Below are 17,348 nucleotides of genomic sequence, written 5' to 3' on the forward strand. Positions count from 1 at the left end.
TGCGCAACGGCGAAGCCGCCCCCTGGGGAGCCAGCCGATGTCGGTGATCGCCCACCGCCCCGTTTCGGGTCGCGGCGGGGTCAACCTCATGGCAGCGACAAACAGCATGAGGAGAAGCCATGTCCAGCGACATCACCCTGGTCCGCGAGCTCGCCGACCGGACGGCCATCACGGCGGTTCTGCACACGTACGCCCGCCTCGTCGACGAGCGCGCCTTCGCCTCCGTCGCCGGGGTGTTCACCGACGACTGCCTGGCCGAGTACGGCATCGGCGAGGACGACACGCTGCGCTCGGCCGCCGCGGTGGTCGACTGGCTCACTCGCCGCCTCCCGGCCGGCACGACGACCAGCCATCACATCTCCAACGTGCTCATCGCGTTCCCGGACGCGGACCATGCGGAGACGACGGCCTACGTCCACGCTTGGCACCGCATGCCAGACGCGCCGGTCGACCCGGTCCTCCTGGCCCGCTACGTCGACAGTTTCGTCCGGACCCCGGCCGGATGGCGCATCGCCCATCGCCGCATGTTCGCGCACGGCCTCATCGGATTTCCTGACGGCATCCTGCGGCCGCTGCCCCGCCACGGCGAAGCCGCCGCCGCGCATGCCTGACGTGCAATCGACGGACCGCTCACGTACCGCACATCGGAGGAACACGATGTCACCCGAGAACACCGCGCCGGCGCTGAGCAAGACCCAGCGCCGAGTCGTGGCCGTGACCGCAGTCGCCGGCATGATGGTGACCCTGGACTCGCTGATCGTCACGACGGCCCTCGACGCGATCCGCTCCGCGCTGCACGCCTCGGTCGCGGAGCTGGAATGGACCGTCACCGCCTACGTGCTGGCCTTCGCCGTCCTGCTGATGACGGCCGCCGCGCTCGGCGACCGGTTCGGCCGGCGTCGCATGTTCATCACCGGACTGGCTGTGTTCGCGGCCGCATCGGCCGGTTGCGCACTCGCACCAAACGTGGCCACGCTGATCGCGGCCCGGGCGGTCCAGGGGGCCGGCGCCGCCCTGGTGATGCCGCTGACGCTGGCCCTGCTCGGCACGGCGATCCCCGCAGCCCGGCGAGCCGCCGCGCTCGGGGTCTTCTCGAGCGTGGCCGGGCTGGCGGTACCGGTCGGGCCGCTGCTCGGCGGAGCGGTCGTCACCGGAGTCTCCTGGCCCTGGATCTTCTGGATCAACGTGCCGGTCGCACTGGTGCTGATCCCGATCGGGAGGCGGAGCCTCGAGGAGTCGTTCGGTCCGAGGGCCAAGCTGGACCTGGCCGGCGTGCTGCTGGCCACGCTGGCCGCGCTCGGCCTTGTCTGGGCGCTCGTGCGTGGAAACACCGCCGGCTGGGGCAGCACCGAGGTCGTCTCCACCTTCGTCGCCGGTCTGCTGTTGGCCCTCGCATTCGTATGGTGGCAGCAGCGCGCGCCCGAGCCGATGCTTCCACTGCGTCTGTTCCGCTCGCGGGCGTTCTCGGCCGGCAATGCGGCGATCTTCTTCCACTGGGGCTCGGCCCTGGGCGCACTGTTCTTCATGGCCCAGTTTCTCCAGACCGGCCTGAATTTCAGCCCGATGCGGGCCGGATTCGGGCTCATGCCGTGGGGCGCGATCGCCTTCATCGTGCCGCAGGTCGCCGGCGCCTTCATCCGCCGCATCGGCGAGCGGCCGTTCATCATCGCCGGCCTGGGCCTGCACGCGGCCGCGATGGCCTGGATCGCTGTGATCGCCGACCCCGGCATGGCCTACTGGCGTCTTATCGCACCGCTCGTCTTGTCCGGAGCCGGCGTGGCCATGTCCCTGCCGGCCACGCAGAGCGCGGCCCTCAGCGGCGTCGAGCCGCGCGACGTGGGCAAGGCGTCCGGCGCGTACAGCACCATGCGCCAGCTCGGTGGGGCCCTGGGCGTCGCCGTCGTCGTCGCCGCGTTCGCCGAGTACGGCGGCTACAAGTCCATCCAGGCGTTCGGCCACGGGTTCACCGCCGCGATGATCGCCTGTACCGTGCTGTCGCTGGCCGGTGCAGTCAGCGGTCTGGCCGCACCCGGCGGGGCCCGGACCGCCCGGTCGCCAGTCGTACTGCTGGAGCCGGCCCGCGAGCCGGCCCACGACTGACGGCAGCGCCCGCTCACAGCGCGAGCCGGCGGGAGATCGTGCTCGCGCTGTGAGCGCACCGTCCACGGCCTGCGTGGCGCTCATGAGCGCCTCGGCGCCGGCCGAGTCGCCGATGTACCCTCGCCGCCAAGCCGATTCCCGCCACGCCCGGCGGAAGCGGCGACCGTGGACGACCCAGCATGCCGTTGAGCCACCGTCCGACGGAAGATTTCGTGGCCGCGTGACAGATCGGGAGACAGCTCCGGATCAGCGATCACCCCACGGCCGGTCACCGTCATCCTCCGCTCCCGCTGGGGTGACACCACCAGATCGCCGTCGTCCGGCTGTGAGTCGCCACCGGGGCGGAGCCGGCGACGGACGGCGTGCATCAACTCCCGCACGTCCCGGCCCGTGGATGGACCCTGGCCGCTGTCATCAGCCGCCCGGCTCGCGGCGCAGACGTTTCGGCGACGGGCTTCATCGGGTCGTCGTACTCTTCGCCCCCACATCGGGTGGCGTGAACGTCGCCGGGCAACATGGTCGGAGCCGCCGCTCGCGTTATGGCGCGATGTCCGTCGCACCAACGGGCCTCGTTCGCGGTAGCCTGTGTCCTATATGGCTACCTTTCGCAGTGCTGCAACGCTGCTTTCCTCGGACGGCACCAGAACCCTCGGAACCGCCGCACTCTTCGCCGAGCCTGGGCGCAACGGCGGAGTCCCGCCGTGGGCCGGGGACTTCCGGCCCGCGAACGACGCCGGCAACGGCCCGAAGGACGCGGTTGGCAAGACTTTCACCTTGGAACTGGCCGACGGCAGCACCGGCACGGTCGTGGTACAGAGCCGCAAGAGCGGAAAAGGGGGCGTCACGCTGGCGCTGATGGGCCAGGACGCACCCCCCTTCTGACCAGGGCAACAAGCTGTCGCAGGCGGTCGACCGTACGTGCCTGAGGGCCAGGCCATGGGCGAGCAGCGAACTGATCGACGAGGCCGCCGCCTGCACAGGCGCGGCCGTGGGCCGGCAGGCGAGCCGGTCAGCCGTGAATGGTTTCCACAGCGACCAGGAACTGGCTGGACGATGCCCCAGCGGGCACCGGGGTGGACTTCGGTCAGACCACCGGGCGGATGCGCTGGCCGAGTTTCTCCTGGAGCGCGGCTTGCAGCCGGGCCGCCGGGGCGTGGGACTGGTCGGCTCAGGTGGTCGGCGGCCGGTGGTCGTCGGCCAGTTCGACGATCGCCGACCACGCCTGGCCATCGCCGAATTCCCAGCCTGCGACGACTCGGGCGGCGGCGGATTGGATGGGTCCGCTGCCGCTGGGTCAGTGGGCTGCGCTATGCCGCAGTCGCGCGCCAGCGGATCGGCGGTCGTCACGGGGAGTGACAGCCTGCAGGGCGCCGAGGCTTCCTGTCCGGCCGGGGATTGCCCGGTGCCCGTGGGCTTGCTGGTGATTTGATGCGGCGCCAGGACCCTATCTGGCGGTCGACCGGGGCAGCGGCTATTTGCGGCGATGGCTACGCTTCGGGTGCGAGCTGGGACTTGATGCTCGACCTACTCGATAGAGGGCAGCGCGATGCAGGTTGTGCTGGGACCTTACCCGTTGTGTCCGGCCTGCCGGAAGACCAACGGCGGGCTGATTGCGGTCAGCCACCGCCAGGTTCATCTTCGAGCGCACGGCAAAGAAGCTTGCGTTGATCGAGGCGTAGCTGGCCTACTTGCCAATCTCTGGGCTGTGTGCGATACGCGAAGCTGCTGCGAGAATGACAGCGGACGCGCGTACATCGTCCCTACCGCGGAGACGTGCGACGCTGCAGCACAGTTTCTCACTACCGTCGGCCTGCGCCCGGAGGTCCTGGACGGCATCATCTACTTCGAGGTGCCGGGCTCGCCCCGCTTGGACGACGCTGAGTCAGTACGACGAGCACGTCAGCGGCCAACCGGAATGCAGGCGACGTGGTACGTGAACTCCGTTGGAATGTTCGAACTGAGCAAGCCGGCCGACGACGCGGATGCGCGAGACGCGCTGGAATGACACGCTCGAACTCGCTGCGGCGTCGACGCTGGTGGAGACGCGGTCAGCCGACCTCGACGCACTCATCGAATAGGTCTCTCGCTTCGGATGACAAGATGCTGCTTGCTGACGGTCATGGGTGCAGGTACGGGTGTGGATGATGAATGCCACCAGCAGCAGGATCGGGGCGCAATGACTCACGCCTCGGCAGCGTCCCCATGCCTGGCACCGCCCGACTCGTTGGCCCTCGACGACCAAGCGGTATCCGCACATGCCACCGATCGCCCGTAAAGATCACGACGCTGTCACGCCGTGTGACGGCATCCCCGCCGGCCGGGCGGCTGCGCGACGCTGAGTCTGCGCCGCCGAGCAGCGTGGTGGTGCTTCGGCCCTCGCGGGCCGATGGTCGACAGCCCCACCGCCTGCCGGCGGCGCTCACTCTTCGTGAACACTATCGTCGCGTGATGCAGCGGAGGGCGAACCTCGTGTCTTCGAGCCTGAACACTTTGCCGACCGATCGGCAATGACAGGTTGGAAGCGCGGAGTTTGCCGAGGAGGCCCATGGCATCGGATGCGGATTTGATCGGCCGGTCGCTCGATGGCGACGTCGACGCCTTCGTGGAAGTGGTCGAGCGCCATGAGGTCGCGGTCGGCTCCTACCTCGCTCGTCGGGCGGGGCGCGATGCGGCCGAGGACCTCCTGGGCGAAGTCTGGGTGGCGGCGTTCGAGTCACGGGCGTCGTACGACCGCTCGTGCGACAACGCGCGACCATGGCTGTACGGGGTGGCGCTGAACCGATTGCGTCGCTACTGGCGGTCCCGGCCGGTCGAGGAGTTGGTCGCGGACGTGACAGGGTTGGCTTCCGGCTGGGATCCGTGGCCGGCGGTCGACCTCGGCGTCGATGCCCGGACCGTGCTCCGGTCAGCCCTGATGCGGCTCAAACCCGAAGAGCTGGAGGTCCTGCGGCTCGTCGCCTGGGAGGACCTGACGGCAGCCGACGCCGCGCGGGCGCTGGGCATGCCGGCCGGCACCGCCCGGCGACTGCTGGGCCAGGCCAGAGCGGCGCTGCGCGACGCACCGGGGGTGTCCGCGCTTCTGAAGGATCGCAACAGCGCGAAGGAGAGACACCGATGACCGACGAGCTTGATCTGGTCGGTGAGCTGGGCAGCGCGCAACCACTGCGCCCGGAGGCGTATCGGCAGGCGCGAGCGGTGCTGCGAGCAGCGATGGCCGACCCCGGGACCATGCGGTTGCCGGGCACGATAGCAGCGGAGGGCACATCTATGGAGACGGATTCCACGACGGAGACGACGACCACGCGGGGCCGCGGGTCGGGCCCGGCGCCGCGGCGCCGTCGAAAGATCGGCATTGCGGGCCGGTTCGGCATCGGCGCCGGGGTCGCCGCCGCGGGGGCGGTCGTCGCTCTGGCACTCAACTTGTCGGCGACCGGGAGCGCGGTGGCCGACAAGGATGCGCCGGCCGCCGGAGGGCCGGCCACCGTCGAGGGGTCCGGCGAGCGTGCGCCGCTGCTGATCCTGGCCGGGAACATCAAGACGATGACCGCATCGACCGGCAACGCGTGGCTGGTCAAGGCGACCCAGGTCAACGGCACGACGACCAAACAGGTCGTGTACACGCTCTACACCGACGGCCACGAGATCTACACAGGCAACAGCGTGCCGGACATCAGGCGTGCCATCACCCGTCACCAGGACCAGATGAAGGACGGCGGCTACGCTCCGCTCCTCGAGGCGGCCGTCGCCGCGGCGGACAGCAGCCCCGCCGACGGCCGGACCCGGATGCTCAAAGCGGCCAAGGATCCGCTGGTCGGCCTCGACCCTGCGGCGCAGCAGGCAGAGTGGGACAGGCAACAGGCGGCCGCCCAGGTGATCATTCGGCAGAAGGGCGGCAGCGCCGCGCCGAAGCCGTACAGCCCGCAGGCCGTCGAGCAGCATTTCGACAACGCCGTGTGGACGTACAGTACCGAAGCGCTGTCCGCAGGCGATGGCAACACACAGGTCCGGGTGGGTGTGCTGCGTCTGCTGTCCACCATCTCCGCGGTCAGCGTCACGGACTCGACCATCGGCGGCAAGGCCACGCTGACGATCACCGCCGGCCCCGAGGTGTTCGGCGGCCAGGGCAGCGAGGTGCTGACCGTCGACGCCGAGACCGGCATGCTTGTCAAGGACGTGTCCACCGTGCCGGGCCTTCCCGAAGCCTCCACGACGTACGAGTCCTCCCGTGTGACGACGGCCGACCTCTAGGCCGGCGACTTGGCGATCACCGGCGACACCCGCCGGCAGGGGCTACCGCCGATACGCGGCAATCGGTAACGGTGCGGGCCGCCTCTCCAGGCGGCCCGCACCGCCGTTCGCCGGGGAGAGGTCGATCGAGAGCGGCTGGCTGCGCTGCCCGATAGCGTGACAGCCGGTCCATGCATTCAGGTGGTCATCGCCGAGGTGCGCGTGCCGCGTGCCGCGTGCCGCGCGGGTGCCAGTGTCGCCAGCGCAGCGGCGAGCACTGCTCCGGCCACCAGAATGCCCAGCCGGCCCCAGGGCAGGGCGAACGCGATCGGGCGGGCGTCGGTCGACGCGACGCGAGCGAACAGCCAGGCCGAGACGATGCCGACCACCAGTCCGCATGCGGCGCCGAACAGCGCTACGAGTACCGACTCGGTCATCACGGTGGCGCCAAGTCGTCGTTTGGTCAGGCCCAGTGCGCGCAGCAGCGCGGACTCGCGGGTGCGTTCGATCACCGACAGCGACATCGTGTTGGCGACGCCTGCGAACGCGATCAGCACCGCCAGCGCGGTCAGCGCCCACATCAGGTTCAGGGTGGACCGCAGCGGCGCGACCATCTGCTGCTTGAGGTCGGCGATGCTGTTGAGCTGGGCCAGTGGCTCTGCGGACAGTGCTTGCGTCAGCGCGGCCCGAACCCGGTCCGCGTCGGCCGTCGGGGACAGTCGCACCAGTACGCTCTCGTCGTATGCGGGGCTGCCGTGTGAGGCGATCGCTTGTTGTTGCGAGAGATCGACGAACGCGAGACCGAGATCGAGACTCGGGGCCCGAATGCTGTCGTAGATGGCCGTCACGCGCAGCGGTACTGTGCCGCCGTGTGCGGCCCGCACGGTGTCACCCACTTTGAGAGCAGTAATCCTGGCCAGTTCGCTGCTCACGGCGAGATCACCTGCGCCGAATCGGTCGAGCGTGCCGCTCAGCACGGGCGGGTGCAGCAGACTGCCCAAGGCGCCGGCCTGCACGGCCGCCATGGAGTACGGGCCGAGCGAGCCGAGGTCGCCCGAAAACGACTTCCTCGTCGCGGTCGACGCAACCCCGGGTATCCGGGCGAGCGTCGTCGCCAGGTCGGCGGGAAGCGACCGGTTGGACACGGCCATGGTCACCGTGTAGTTCGCGGCCAGTTCATTGTCCAGGCCCCGGCTATTGCCGACCTCCACTCCCGACGCCATTGTGGTGATCAGTGTGACGACGGCCAGGCCGATCGTCAGCGCCGCCGCAGTGGCGGCTGTGCGCCGAGGATTGCGGTCGGCGTTGAGCGCCGCCAGCTTCGCCGGGTACCCCAGCACCGGCGCGAACGCTGCGCTCAGCACCCGCACGACCGGCCCGATCAGCAGCGGCCCGAACGTCAGCACCGCGAGCAGCAGCGCGGTCATCGCGAGCACCATCAGCGCGCCCTTGCTCGACGTTTCCACGAGCGTGGCGAGCACGCCCGCGCCGACACCGGTCAGCAGTGACACGATCCCGACGGCGGCACGCGCCCGGCCGGCCCGGCCGGTGGGAGTCTCGTGCCGGCTGCGCAGTGCTGCCACCGGAGCGACCCGCGTCGCCAACCGCGCCGGGAGTACCGCGGCCAGGACCGTCACCAGCACGCCGATCATCACCGATTCGACAGCGGTTCGAGCGCTGAGTGGCACGTACACCCCGATGGATGGGTCGTTGGCGATCGCCTGCAACGCGGCAGCGACCCCGATGCCACCGGCCAGGCCCACGACCGACGAGGCCGCACCCACCACTGCCGCCTCGGCCAGCACGCTGCCGAACACCTGGCCCCGGCCGGCCCCGACACATCGCAGCAGTGCGAGCTCCCGAGTCCGCTGCGTGACCAGGATCGTGAAGGAGTTCACGATGACCAACCCGGCCACGATCACCGACAGCACCGCGAACGCGGAGAAGAATCCCGTGAGGCCGGCTGAGCCCGGCGCCGCCTCGGCGATGAGCTTCCCGGCCGCATCCGCCGCGGTCGCCACTTGAGTGCCGGGAACCGCGCTGTTCAGGCTCTTGGCCAATTCGTCGAGGTGCGCTCCGGGCGCCGCGCGTACGTCGATGCGACCGTAGTTCGCCTGCGGCGCGAGCTGCCGGAGCCCGTCCAGGGACAACAAGAACTGTGGCGCACCGATACCCGCGTCCAAGGGACGGTGGAAGGTGCCGACCACGGAGAACACATGTGCCGCGCCGTCCCGGCCGTAGACGGTGATGCTCTGCCCGGTGCGGTACCGAAGCTCCTGCGCGGTCGCAACCTCAGCGGCGCTGCTGGGTAGGCGACCGCCGGCAAGATCGAACGGGCGGAGCTGAGGGTCTGCGGGCACCGCCATCGCACCGGCGTCACGCACACGGCCGTCCACCTTCACGGGGGCGCTGACCTGAAGGCGCCCCTCGGCGGCGCCGACACCGGCCACCTGCCGAACCCTCGCCAGGGAGGCGTCGTCGAGAACGCCGCGTGGACTGGTGATTTCGAGATCGACCCCACGCATCTGACAGGCGACGGCGGCGTGCACGCCGACCCGCACGGAGTCGGTGAGGATGAGCGACCCGGACACGAAGGCCACACCCAGCGCGATCGCGACCGCGGACAGCAGGAGCCGCACGGGCCTGCGCAGCCCGGCAATGACGGTCTTCAGCATCACGCCCCCAGGTTCGCCAGCGCCGACACGACGGCATCGGGCGTCGGCCGGCGCAGGTGGCCGACGATTCGGCCGTCGGCCAGCAACACGCCGTGGTCGGTGTACGAGGCGGCAAGGCTGCTGTCCACTGGGCTCTCCCGGATCGTCTGCTGTCGTCCGGTTGAGCATGGTCGGCTCCGGCTGAACCGATTCTGAAGTCGCCTGAAGGATTCTTCAGGAAGCCGTCAATCCCCTGCAGCATCGCGGCTTTTCGTCGTTGCCGGACGTGAGAAGATCCGGCGATGCGAGTGCTTGTCGTGGAGGATGAGAAGCGGTTGGCCGAGACGCTCCGGTGGGGCCTGGTGGCCGAGGGCTACGCCGTGGACGTCGCCAATGACGGCCCTGACGGCCTCGAGCTGGCCATGTCGAACCCGTATCAAGCGATCATCCTGGACATCATGTTGCCGAGGATGAACGGATACCGGGTGTGCGCCGAGCTTCGAACGCAGGGAATCACCACGCCCGTCCTGATGCTGACCGCCAAGAACGGTGAGTACGACGAGGCCGAAGCCCTGGACACCGGAGCCGACGACTTCCTCAGCAAGCCATTCTCGTACGTGGTCCTCCAAGCTCGGCTGCGGGCGCTCATCAGGCGCGGCCGCACCGGAGGCTCATCGGTACTGACCTTCGGCGACCTCGCGGTCGATCAGGCCAGGCGCACAGTCATGCGGGCCGGTCAACCCATAACGCTCACCACGAAGGAGTTCGCGGTGCTGGAGTGCCTGCTGCGCCACGACGGCAGTGCGGTCACCAAGCGGGAGATCCTGGACGAGGTGTGGGACATGGCGTATCAGGGCGATCCGAACATCGTCGAGGTGTACGTGAGCGCGTTGCGTCGTAAGGTGGACGCACCGTTCGGGCGGCGCACGATCGCCACCGTGCGCGGAGTCGGTTACCGGATGGTCTCCGATGATTAGGCTGTGGCCCGTCTCGGTTCGTCGCAGCAACACACTCGCCGCGGCCCTGATCTGCATGCTCCTGTTCACCGTCGGCGCACTCGGGGTGCACGCCCTGGTCGCGAACGAGCTGTCAGCCATGGCGAAGAACACGGCCGCGCACGACCTGGACCAGCTGGTGTCGGCCTACCGGGTCGCCTCACTCGGCGGTGGCCGGACCGCCCTGGCCGCCGCTGTCTTGAGCGACCCCATGTTCGTGGTGGTGGCCGACTCGGGCAAGGCGGTCGTCACCAGCGACGCCATCGTCCGGCTGACGCCGCAATGGAGTATTCCCGAACCGGCGCCGATGGGTGCTCCGCCCGACTGGACCACGACGACCACCGTGACGCTGCGGTCCGATGCCCATCCGAACTGGCGGGAGTTTCGCGCGTACACAGTTCTCGGCCGGGTTGTGAACAATGTGCCCGCCAGCCTCGTGGAGCCGCTGGGGCGTACCGGGTCCACGCTGAACGCCGGCCTCGACGGCTCGGGGGACAGAAGTCTCCGTCTCACCGTCTATCTGTTCGTGCCGCCCTGGACCACAATCCAAGTACTTCGGCTGTTCGACACCACGATGGCCCGTTTCGTACCGCTGGCGGTCGTCGTCGTCGCGCTTGTCGCGTGGTTCGCGTCGGGAAGGGCACTGCGGCCGGTCGAGGCGATTCGGCGTGAGTTGGCCGAGGTGAGCGGGAACCAACTGGACCGACGCGTGCCGGTGCCACGCTCCCACGACGAGGTCGCCCGGCTCGCCGTCACCACCAACGACACGCTCGACCGGCTCCATCAGGCCCACCTCCGGCAGGGGCGGTTCGTCGCCGATGCCAGCCACGAGTTGCGCAGCCCGCTCGCGAGTCTGCGGACCGGCCTGGAGGTCGCGCTCGCGCACAGCGACCGCGCTGACTGGCCGGCGGTGGCCGAGCGATCCTTGCTGGAAGTGTCCCGCTTGCAGCGGATCACCGCTGACCTGCTGCAGTTGGCCGTTGACGATGGCCCCGCCCGGTCCGATCTCGTGGACCTCACCGATCTGGTCAGGGAGCAGGTGGCCGAGCGATCCCTCGGAACCGGGCCGGCCGTGCTGGCAACGGTGGCCGGAGCGACGCTGGTCCGCGGTGAGTCCGTCCAGCTCGAACGGCTGCTTCGGAACCTGCTGGACAATGCGGTGCGGCACGCCCGGTCGACCGTCAGCGTCACCGTCTCGAAGTCGGACGGGACTGTTGTCCTGGAGGTGCTCGATGACGGCGCCGGTGTCGCCCACCCTTTCCGTGAGCGGGTGTTCGACCGGTTCGTCCGGCTCGACGAAGCACGAGCGCGGGACGCCGGCGGTGCTGGCCTCGGGCTTACGCTCGCCCGCGCCATCGCGATCCGGCACGGCGGCACGCTGCACATTGAGGACAGCGACGCCGGCGCGAGGTTCGTGGCTCGACTGCCAGGAGCGTGACCGAGGCGGCGCAGCGTAGCCTCACAGCCATCGCCGGGAGCCGCGCGTCCTGCGTCTCGTGCGCCAAGCCGCGGAGACCAGCGCATCGCGACTCGGATGTGCTTGCGAGCGGGGTCGCGCTGCGGCGCACAGGCCCGACGATGCGCGAATGACACTGCTCCAGAGCGTCCGTCGAGGGAGACAGCGGCGGTCTGCCGTCAGCGGAATGGGCCGTCCGGGAGGACGATCGTGGGTACGGTCCTCGATATGACGCTTCTTCCGGATCTCCAGGAATGGATCGAGCGGACTGCTGGGCGGCACGGGGTGCCGGGAGCTGCGGTGGCCGTCGGAATGGGCGACCAGCTGGCTGAGGCGGCCACCGGGGTGACCAATTTGGATACGGGGGTGGAGGCCACCGCCGACACTGTTTTCCAGATCGGGTCGGTTACCAAGGCATGGACGACCGCCCTGGTGATGCAGCTCGTCGGGGAGGATCTGGTCGATCTCGATGAGCCGGTCCGCACTTATCTTCCCGAGTTCGGGGTGCTGGATGTCGCCGCCTCGGCGAGCATCACCGCGCGGCACCTGTTGTCGCACACCGGTGGGTTCGACGGGGATCTGTTCGAGGACACCGGGCGCGGAGACGACGCGGTGACCAAGCTCCTTGTGTTCATGCGTAGCAACGCCCGGCAGGTCAGCGGGCCGGGGGAGCTGTTCTCGTACTGCAATGCCGGCTATTGCGCGCTCGGAGCCCTCGTCGCCAAGCTGCGCGGGTGTACGTGGGAGGCCGCTATGCGGGAGCTGCTGATCGAGCCTCTCGGTGCGCGGCACATGGCGCTCTACGCCGAGGAAGCAATCATGTTCCGGGCCGCGGTCGGGCACGTCGGTGAGCCGCCGCGGGTGTCGCCGCGGCGGCTGCTGCCGCAGTCGGACGCGCCGGCCGGGTCGACCCTGAGCGCCGCACTGCGTGACCTCGTGCGGTTCGGGCGGATGCTGCTGGCCGATGGTGTGGCGGCCGACGGGACGCGGGTGCTGCCAGCGGGAACCTTTGCCGAGATGTGCCGGCCGCAGGTCACGCTGCCACGGATGGGCGACAGGCATGCAGCCGCCTGGGGTCTGGGGCTGATGCTGTTCGAGTGGGACGGCAGGCCGGTGGTCGGCCACGACGGCAGCACCCCGGGCACGTATACGACCTGGCGCATCGTGCCCGACCGCGACCTAGTGCTCGCCATCCACGCGAACGGTGGCCGCAGTTCGGTGTTCATCGACGAGGTGCTCGCGAAGGTCCTGTCGTCCGCGGCGGGGATCCGGTTGCCGTCGCGGGTGTTGCCGCCGGACACGCCGGTGCCGTTTCGGCCGGAGGACTACGCCGGGAGGTACTCGGCGCCGCGCATTACCTACGAGGTGAAAGCCGATGTCAACGGGCTGGAGATCACCGAGATCCCGTATGGCCTGGCGGCGCAGTTCGGGAAGGGTGGCACGACCGTTCGCTATGTCCACGTCGGCGACGGCCGTTTCGTCGGCATCGAGCCGGCGGAGGGGCCCCACCCGATGATCGCCTTCCTGCGGGGCGGGCGCTTCCTCTACAACCTGCGCGTCGTGCCGCGTGTCACAAAGTAGGGGCCGGGCCGGCGCCGGTCGGGCCCCGATCCCGGCGCCACGCCTCGCGTACGAGCCGGGCGGCCAGCCAGAGCAGCGCCAGCGCGGCGGCGACGGTCACCCAGTCCGGTACCGGCTCCGGCAGGACGCGGCCGACCACGGCGGCCCGGTCCTCGCGCTGTTCCAATGGCGGCAGGTCGTTGAGCAGCGTCGCGCCGAGCAGGCCCAGACAGGCACTGGAACAGCCGGCCGTGAGCAGCGCGATCGCGGTGAGCGCCCGCGCCGCCGCTTCCGGCCGGCTCGCGGTGATCGCCTGCCGGGCGGCCGGGATGAGTAGTACCGGCAGGATCAGCGGCAGATAGACCAGTCCGATCATGCCGGATCGTCCGCGACCTGGGCGAGCAGCCCACGAAGCACGGCGGCGTCGGCGGGATCGAGCTCGGCGGTGAATTCGCGCAGGACGGCGCGACGGTCGCCGGGGCCGTTGAGCAGCGCTCGCATCTGCTGGGCGATGACGGTCGGGGTGCCATGGGTGGGCCGGTAGACGTGCCCGCGTCCCCCGTGCGGACTGGGGCCGCGCCGGGTCAGACCCTTGTCCAGCAGGCGGGTCAGGATGGTCTGGATGGTGTTGTAGGCGGCGCCGCGGCCGAGGCCTTCCAGCACCTGGGCCGGTGTCAGGGGCCCGGGGGTGGCGCGTAGCACCGCGAGCACGTCCGCCTCGAGCGAGCCCACGGCCGTCGCTCGGGGGTCTCATGTCGGGTCACGCCCTCACCGTACCGACCACAGACACGCGGTTTACCTGTAGCCCGGCGAAGCACGACGGCTCGTGGGCGCTGTCGCCGCCGGCCTCACCGCGTCGATAAAACAGGCGGATGCGTGGGTACCGTGAGATGGGTGATGGCATCATCGGTGCGGCGGTTGACCGGGAAAGCTCGCGGGCGGTCGAGGGCCGGGCGCGCGGCTGCCGGGGCTGCGCTGCTGTGCCTGGCCGCGGCGGGGTGCGGTACCAGCACCCGGCCGGCCGCAACGCCCTCGGGTGTCACCGCGCCGACCGTAGCCCCTTCGCCGGCGCCGTCGACCGGGTCTCCGGCGGGGCCGGGGCATGTCGTGGTGGTCGTGTTCGAGAACAAGTCGGACCGGCAGGTCGCCGGAAATCCCGATGCGCCGTACCTCAATGCGCTCATCGGACAGTCCGCCGTGTTCACCGACGCGCACGGCGTCGCGCATCCCAGCCAGCCGAACTATCTGGCGCTCTTCTCCGGCTCGACGCAGGGCGTCACCGACGACCACTGCCCGGTCCGGGCCGGCGCCGCGCCGAACCTCGCGCAGGAGCTCCTCGCGGCCGGCCGCACGTTCGTCGGCTACTCCGAAGATCTGCCGGCGCCGGGGTTCCGGGGCTGTTCCAGCGGCCGGTACGCCGCGAAACACAATCCCTGGGCCGACTTCGACACCGTCCCGGCCGAGGCCAACCAGCCCTACACGGCGTGGCCGGACGATCCCGCGCGCCTGCCCACCGTCGCGTTCGTGATCCCGAACCTGTGCAACGACATGCACGACTGCTCCGTCGCGACCGGCGACACCTGGGCGCGCGAGCACCTGGAGCCGTACCGCCGCTGGGCCGCCGCCCACGACAGCTGGCTCATCGTGACGTTCGACGAGGACGACGGCAGCTCCGCCAACCGCATCCTCACCTTCGTCTGCGGCGCGGGCATCACGCCCGGACCCCGCACCGGCCGAGTGGACCACTACGCCGTGCTGCGCACCATCGAGGACCGGTACGGGCTGGCGCCGCTCGGCCGGGCCGCCGACGCCGGCCCGCTACCCCTGCGGGTGTGACACCGCTCGGCTCAACGACCACCGGGCTCGGCGTCGGCGCGGTTGACCGCCAGGTAGGTGACCAGGCCGACGATGAGCACGGCCCAGGCCGCCGTCACCGGGCCGGTACCCAGCGCCAGACCGCCGCGCTCGTGCGAGACGCCCATCCAGTCGGCGAAGGACGCACCGAGCGGACGCGTGATGACGTACGCGGTCCAGAACGCTGCCACCGCGTTGAGCGTGCGGGTCCGGTAAAGCAGCGCCGGCACGGCGATCACGGCCCCGAAGATGACGCCCGAGAGCAGGTAGCCCCAGCCGAACGTCACGGCGGTCAGGTCGCCGACGGCGGTGCCCAGCGCGAACGTGGTCAGAACGGCCGCCCACTGTCCGGGTCCAGCCTTACGGGCGCCGGCCTTGTCCTCGCCACGGCCTTACGCGCGAGGTCCGGGTACGTCCAGGCCGACGCGTGCGGCACTGCCTCGGTCGCTTGCCGCACCAGCACGCACCAGCAACGCCGCGGCGGCGGCCACCGTCGCGGCCCGGCGAGCGATGCCTCGCGTCGTTGCTGACCTGACGAACCTTGAGCTCACCATACTCCTACATTATGTAGGAATATGGTGGTTGGCGACTCATCCAGATGGGGTACACCGATCCCGCATTGTTCAGCGCCCGTGCACGTGAGGAGCGTCAGTGAAGGTCCTGGATCCCGAATGGCTCATCTCGACGTTCGGGGTGCTCGGCATTCTCGCGATCGTCTTCGCCGAGTCCGGGCTGCTGATCGGGTTCTTCCTGCCCGGCGATTCGCTGCTGTTCACCACCGGACTGCTGGTGGCGGGCGGGCGTTACCTGCACCTGCCGCTGTGGCTGATGATCCTGCTCATCGCGGCCGCGGCGGTCGCAGGCGACCAGGTCGGTTACCTCTTCGGCCGCCGGGTCGGCCCGGCGCTGTTCCGCCGCCCGAACTCGCGGCTGTTCAAGCAGGAGAATCTGGCGAGGGCGCGGGAGTTCTTCGACCGCTACGGGCCCCGCTCCATCGTGCTGGCGCGGTTCGTGCCGGTGGTGCGCACCTTCACGCCAATCGTGGCCGGCGCCTCGCACATGCAGTACCGCACCTTCGCGCTCTACAACGCCGTCGGGGGCGCGCTGTGGAGCACCGGGGTCACGGTGCTCGGCTTCTACCTCGGCCAGGTCGCCTTCGTGAAGTCCAACATCGAGCTCATCCTCATTGACATCGTCGTGCTGTCCGTCGTGCCGATCGGGGTCGAACTGCTGCGCGGCCGGGCCCGCGCCCGGCGGGCCCGTTCATGATGCTCGGCGGACGGTGGGCCCGGGACCTCCACGTGTCCGCACCGCAGCCGCCGTATCTGGCGTTCGTCGTGGGGTTGCACGTGGCCACGGCACTTGCCCTGCTGCTGTTCTTCTGGCACGACCGGTGCGGATCGCCACCGGGTAGCAGGCCTACCGCAGCGTCGACGCCGGTGGTCAATCCCGGCGCGCGGCGAGCGGCTCCCGGCGCCGTTCTGTGGCGTGCGTGAAGGCCATCAGGCCGAACAGGACGAGCAGCAGTACCAGGGAGGACCCGAGCGTGCCGAGGGCGAGCCCGCCCTTGGCAGCGGGCTTGGTGAGGAAGTCGCCGGCGGTGGCGCCGAGCGGGCGGGTGAGGACGAACGCCAGCCAGAAGATCAGGACGTTGGGTACGGCGGGAATGTACTTCAGCACCAGCAGTACTGCCAGGGCCGCTGTCACCAGCAGTGCGCCGCCGGCGTACCCGAGCCCTGAGCTGTCGGACAGGAAGTCGCCCATCGACGTGCCCAGGGTGTTCGACACCAGGATCGCCGCCCAGAACAGGGCCTCGCCGCGGAAGGTGTCGATGTCGCGGATCGAGAACGTCAGGCCGGTGAGTTTCCAGCCGGCGAAGATGGCGATCAGGATCGAGACGAGGATCGCGGCCCCGGCCGGGTACCCGAGTCCCAGTCCTTGCGGCCCCCAGCCGAGCGCGTCGGCGCCGTGCAGGTATGCGGCGCTCGCGTCGCGGTTCATGAAGTCGGACATGGTCGTGCCCGCCATGCTGGTGGACAGGATGACCGTCCAGTAGAAGAACGGGTTGTACCGGCGTGAGCGCAGCTGCACCACCAGCGTCACGACGAACAGCAGGAGCAGGGCGATCGTGGTGAGGAAGTAGCCCAGCCGGAGCGTCTGGGCGAACAGGTCACCGGCCGTCTCGCCGAGTGTGGTGGCCGCGATCTTCATGATCCAGAAGATCAGGGTGACCTCGGGAAGCTTCTTGAGGACATGCCGGCCGGTCCCGGCAATGTCCGCCTCGGTCAACAGGGCCTGAGCTTTCACGGCTTCCTCCCCGGAATCGAGCAAATCCGGGCAAATCATCCTACAACCTGTAGGAGTGTCGTAGGCGATCCGCAAATCAGGCCCGAGCGTGTCCGGGTCGTCGTGCCCCCGTCCGTAGCGGATAAAGTAAGCCTTACCTTAGGATGTGCGTGTGGCTCGACGATCCCCAACCGGAGCGCTACCCGTGCACCCTGC

Annotated in this window: 17 protein-coding genes; 11 read left to right on the top strand and 6 right to left on the bottom strand. The window is 69.8% G+C overall.

The window, feature by feature from the left end:
• The first annotated feature begins 119 nt into the window (after positions 1-119).
• The 6 genes from Dvina_RS18805 (at position 120) to Dvina_RS18830 (ending at position 6,348) form a co-directional block, all read left to right on the top strand.
• Positions 120-611 (top strand): nuclear transport factor 2 family protein, encoded by a 492-nt coding sequence (locus Dvina_RS18805; protein WP_223103770.1) that lies wholly within the window; start codon positions 120-122, stop codon positions 609-611.
• Between the two features lie 46 nt (positions 612-657).
• Positions 658-2,100 (top strand): MFS transporter, encoded by a 1,443-nt coding sequence (locus tag Dvina_RS18810; RefSeq protein WP_223103771.1) that lies wholly within the window; start codon positions 658-660, stop codon positions 2,098-2,100.
• A gap of 594 nt (positions 2,101-2,694) precedes the next feature.
• Positions 2,695-2,982 (top strand): hypothetical protein, encoded by a 288-nt coding sequence (locus Dvina_RS18815; RefSeq protein WP_223103772.1) that lies wholly within the window; start codon positions 2,695-2,697, stop codon positions 2,980-2,982.
• A gap of 664 nt (positions 2,983-3,646) precedes the next feature.
• Positions 3,647-4,105: a hypothetical protein gene (locus tag Dvina_RS18820; RefSeq protein WP_223103773.1), complete on the top strand. Its 459-nt coding sequence runs from the start codon at positions 3,647-3,649 to the stop codon at positions 4,103-4,105.
• 540 nt (positions 4,106-4,645) lie between these two features.
• Positions 4,646-5,218: an RNA polymerase sigma factor gene (locus Dvina_RS18825; protein WP_223103774.1), complete on the top strand. Its 573-nt coding sequence runs from the start codon at positions 4,646-4,648 to the stop codon at positions 5,216-5,218.
• A complete protein-coding gene (locus Dvina_RS18830; protein WP_223103775.1) occupies positions 5,215-6,348 on the top strand; it encodes a hypothetical protein in 1,134 nt (377 codons plus the stop codon). Before Dvina_RS18825 ends, Dvina_RS18830 begins: the two co-directional genes overlap by 4 nt.
• Positions 6,349-6,524: 176 nt before the next feature.
• On the opposite strand, the gene Dvina_RS18835 is transcribed toward Dvina_RS18830, so the two are convergent.
• Both Dvina_RS18835 and Dvina_RS55210 read right to left on the bottom strand, forming a co-directional pair.
• Positions 6,525-9,002 (bottom strand): ABC transporter permease, encoded by a 2,478-nt coding sequence (locus Dvina_RS18835; protein ID WP_246656555.1) that lies wholly within the window; start codon positions 9,000-9,002, stop codon positions 6,525-6,527.
• Positions 9,002-9,130: a hypothetical protein gene (locus Dvina_RS55210; RefSeq protein WP_281428392.1), complete on the bottom strand. Its 129-nt coding sequence runs from the start codon at positions 9,128-9,130 to the stop codon at positions 9,002-9,004. Before Dvina_RS55210 ends, Dvina_RS18835 begins: the two co-directional genes overlap by 1 nt.
• A 153-nt stretch (positions 9,131-9,283) precedes the next feature.
• On the opposite strand from Dvina_RS55210, the gene Dvina_RS18840 reads away from it, so the two are divergent.
• From Dvina_RS18840 to Dvina_RS18850, 3 genes are all read left to right on the top strand, one after another.
• The gene (locus Dvina_RS18840; protein ID WP_223103777.1) at positions 9,284-9,958 is read left to right on the top strand and encodes a response regulator transcription factor; all 675 of its coding nucleotides are present in this window, start codon (positions 9,284-9,286) and stop codon (positions 9,956-9,958) included.
• 55 nt (positions 9,959-10,013) lie between these two features.
• The gene (locus Dvina_RS18845; RefSeq protein WP_223103778.1) at positions 10,014-11,414 is read left to right on the top strand and encodes a sensor histidine kinase; all 1,401 of its coding nucleotides are present in this window, start codon (positions 10,014-10,016) and stop codon (positions 11,412-11,414) included.
• Between the two features lie 246 nt (positions 11,415-11,660).
• Positions 11,661-13,013: a serine hydrolase domain-containing protein gene (locus Dvina_RS18850; protein ID WP_223103779.1), complete on the top strand. Its 1,353-nt coding sequence runs from the start codon at positions 11,661-11,663 to the stop codon at positions 13,011-13,013.
• Here the strand turns inward: Dvina_RS18850 and Dvina_RS18855 are convergent.
• Both Dvina_RS18855 and Dvina_RS18860 read right to left on the bottom strand, forming a co-directional pair.
• On the bottom strand, positions 13,003-13,368 hold the full coding sequence (locus Dvina_RS18855) for a hypothetical protein (protein WP_223103780.1): 366 nt from the start codon (positions 13,366-13,368) through the stop codon (positions 13,003-13,005). The two genes, Dvina_RS18850 and Dvina_RS18855, sit on opposite strands and share 11 nt — an antisense overlap.
• Positions 13,365-13,724, bottom strand: a complete 360-nt coding sequence (locus tag Dvina_RS18860; protein WP_223103781.1) for a BlaI/MecI/CopY family transcriptional regulator — start codon at positions 13,722-13,724, stop codon at positions 13,365-13,367. The genes Dvina_RS18855 and Dvina_RS18860 overlap by 4 nt, the downstream gene beginning before the upstream one ends.
• A gap of 384 nt (positions 13,725-14,108) precedes the next feature.
• Here Dvina_RS18860 and Dvina_RS18865 point away from each other — a divergent pair, with 384 nt between their 5' ends.
• Positions 14,109-14,828, top strand: a complete 720-nt coding sequence (locus Dvina_RS18865) for an alkaline phosphatase family protein (protein ID WP_246656304.1) — start codon at positions 14,109-14,111, stop codon at positions 14,826-14,828.
• Positions 14,829-14,839: 11 nt separating this feature from the next.
• On the opposite strand, the gene Dvina_RS18870 is transcribed toward Dvina_RS18865, so the two are convergent.
• Positions 14,840-15,133 (bottom strand): COG4705 family protein, encoded by a 294-nt coding sequence (locus Dvina_RS18870; protein WP_246656305.1) that lies wholly within the window; start codon positions 15,131-15,133, stop codon positions 14,840-14,842.
• A 364-nt stretch (positions 15,134-15,497) separates the two neighbouring features.
• Between Dvina_RS18870 and Dvina_RS18875 the strand changes: the two genes are divergently transcribed.
• Positions 15,498-16,115, top strand: coding sequence for a DedA family protein (locus Dvina_RS18875; protein WP_223103782.1), 618 nt, complete (start codon positions 15,498-15,500; stop codon positions 16,113-16,115).
• A 174-nt stretch (positions 16,116-16,289) separates the two neighbouring features.
• Here the strand turns inward: Dvina_RS18875 and Dvina_RS18880 are convergent, their stop codons facing one another.
• The gene (locus Dvina_RS18880; protein ID WP_246656306.1) at positions 16,290-17,153 is read right to left on the bottom strand and encodes a COG4705 family protein; all 864 of its coding nucleotides are present in this window, start codon (positions 17,151-17,153) and stop codon (positions 16,290-16,292) included.
• Positions 17,154-17,348 lie beyond the last annotated feature (195 nt).

Origin of the sequence: Dactylosporangium vinaceum (genome assembly GCF_019904175.1) — a bacterium.
GTDB classification, from domain to species: domain Bacteria; phylum Actinomycetota; class Actinomycetes; order Mycobacteriales; family Micromonosporaceae; genus Dactylosporangium; species Dactylosporangium vinaceum.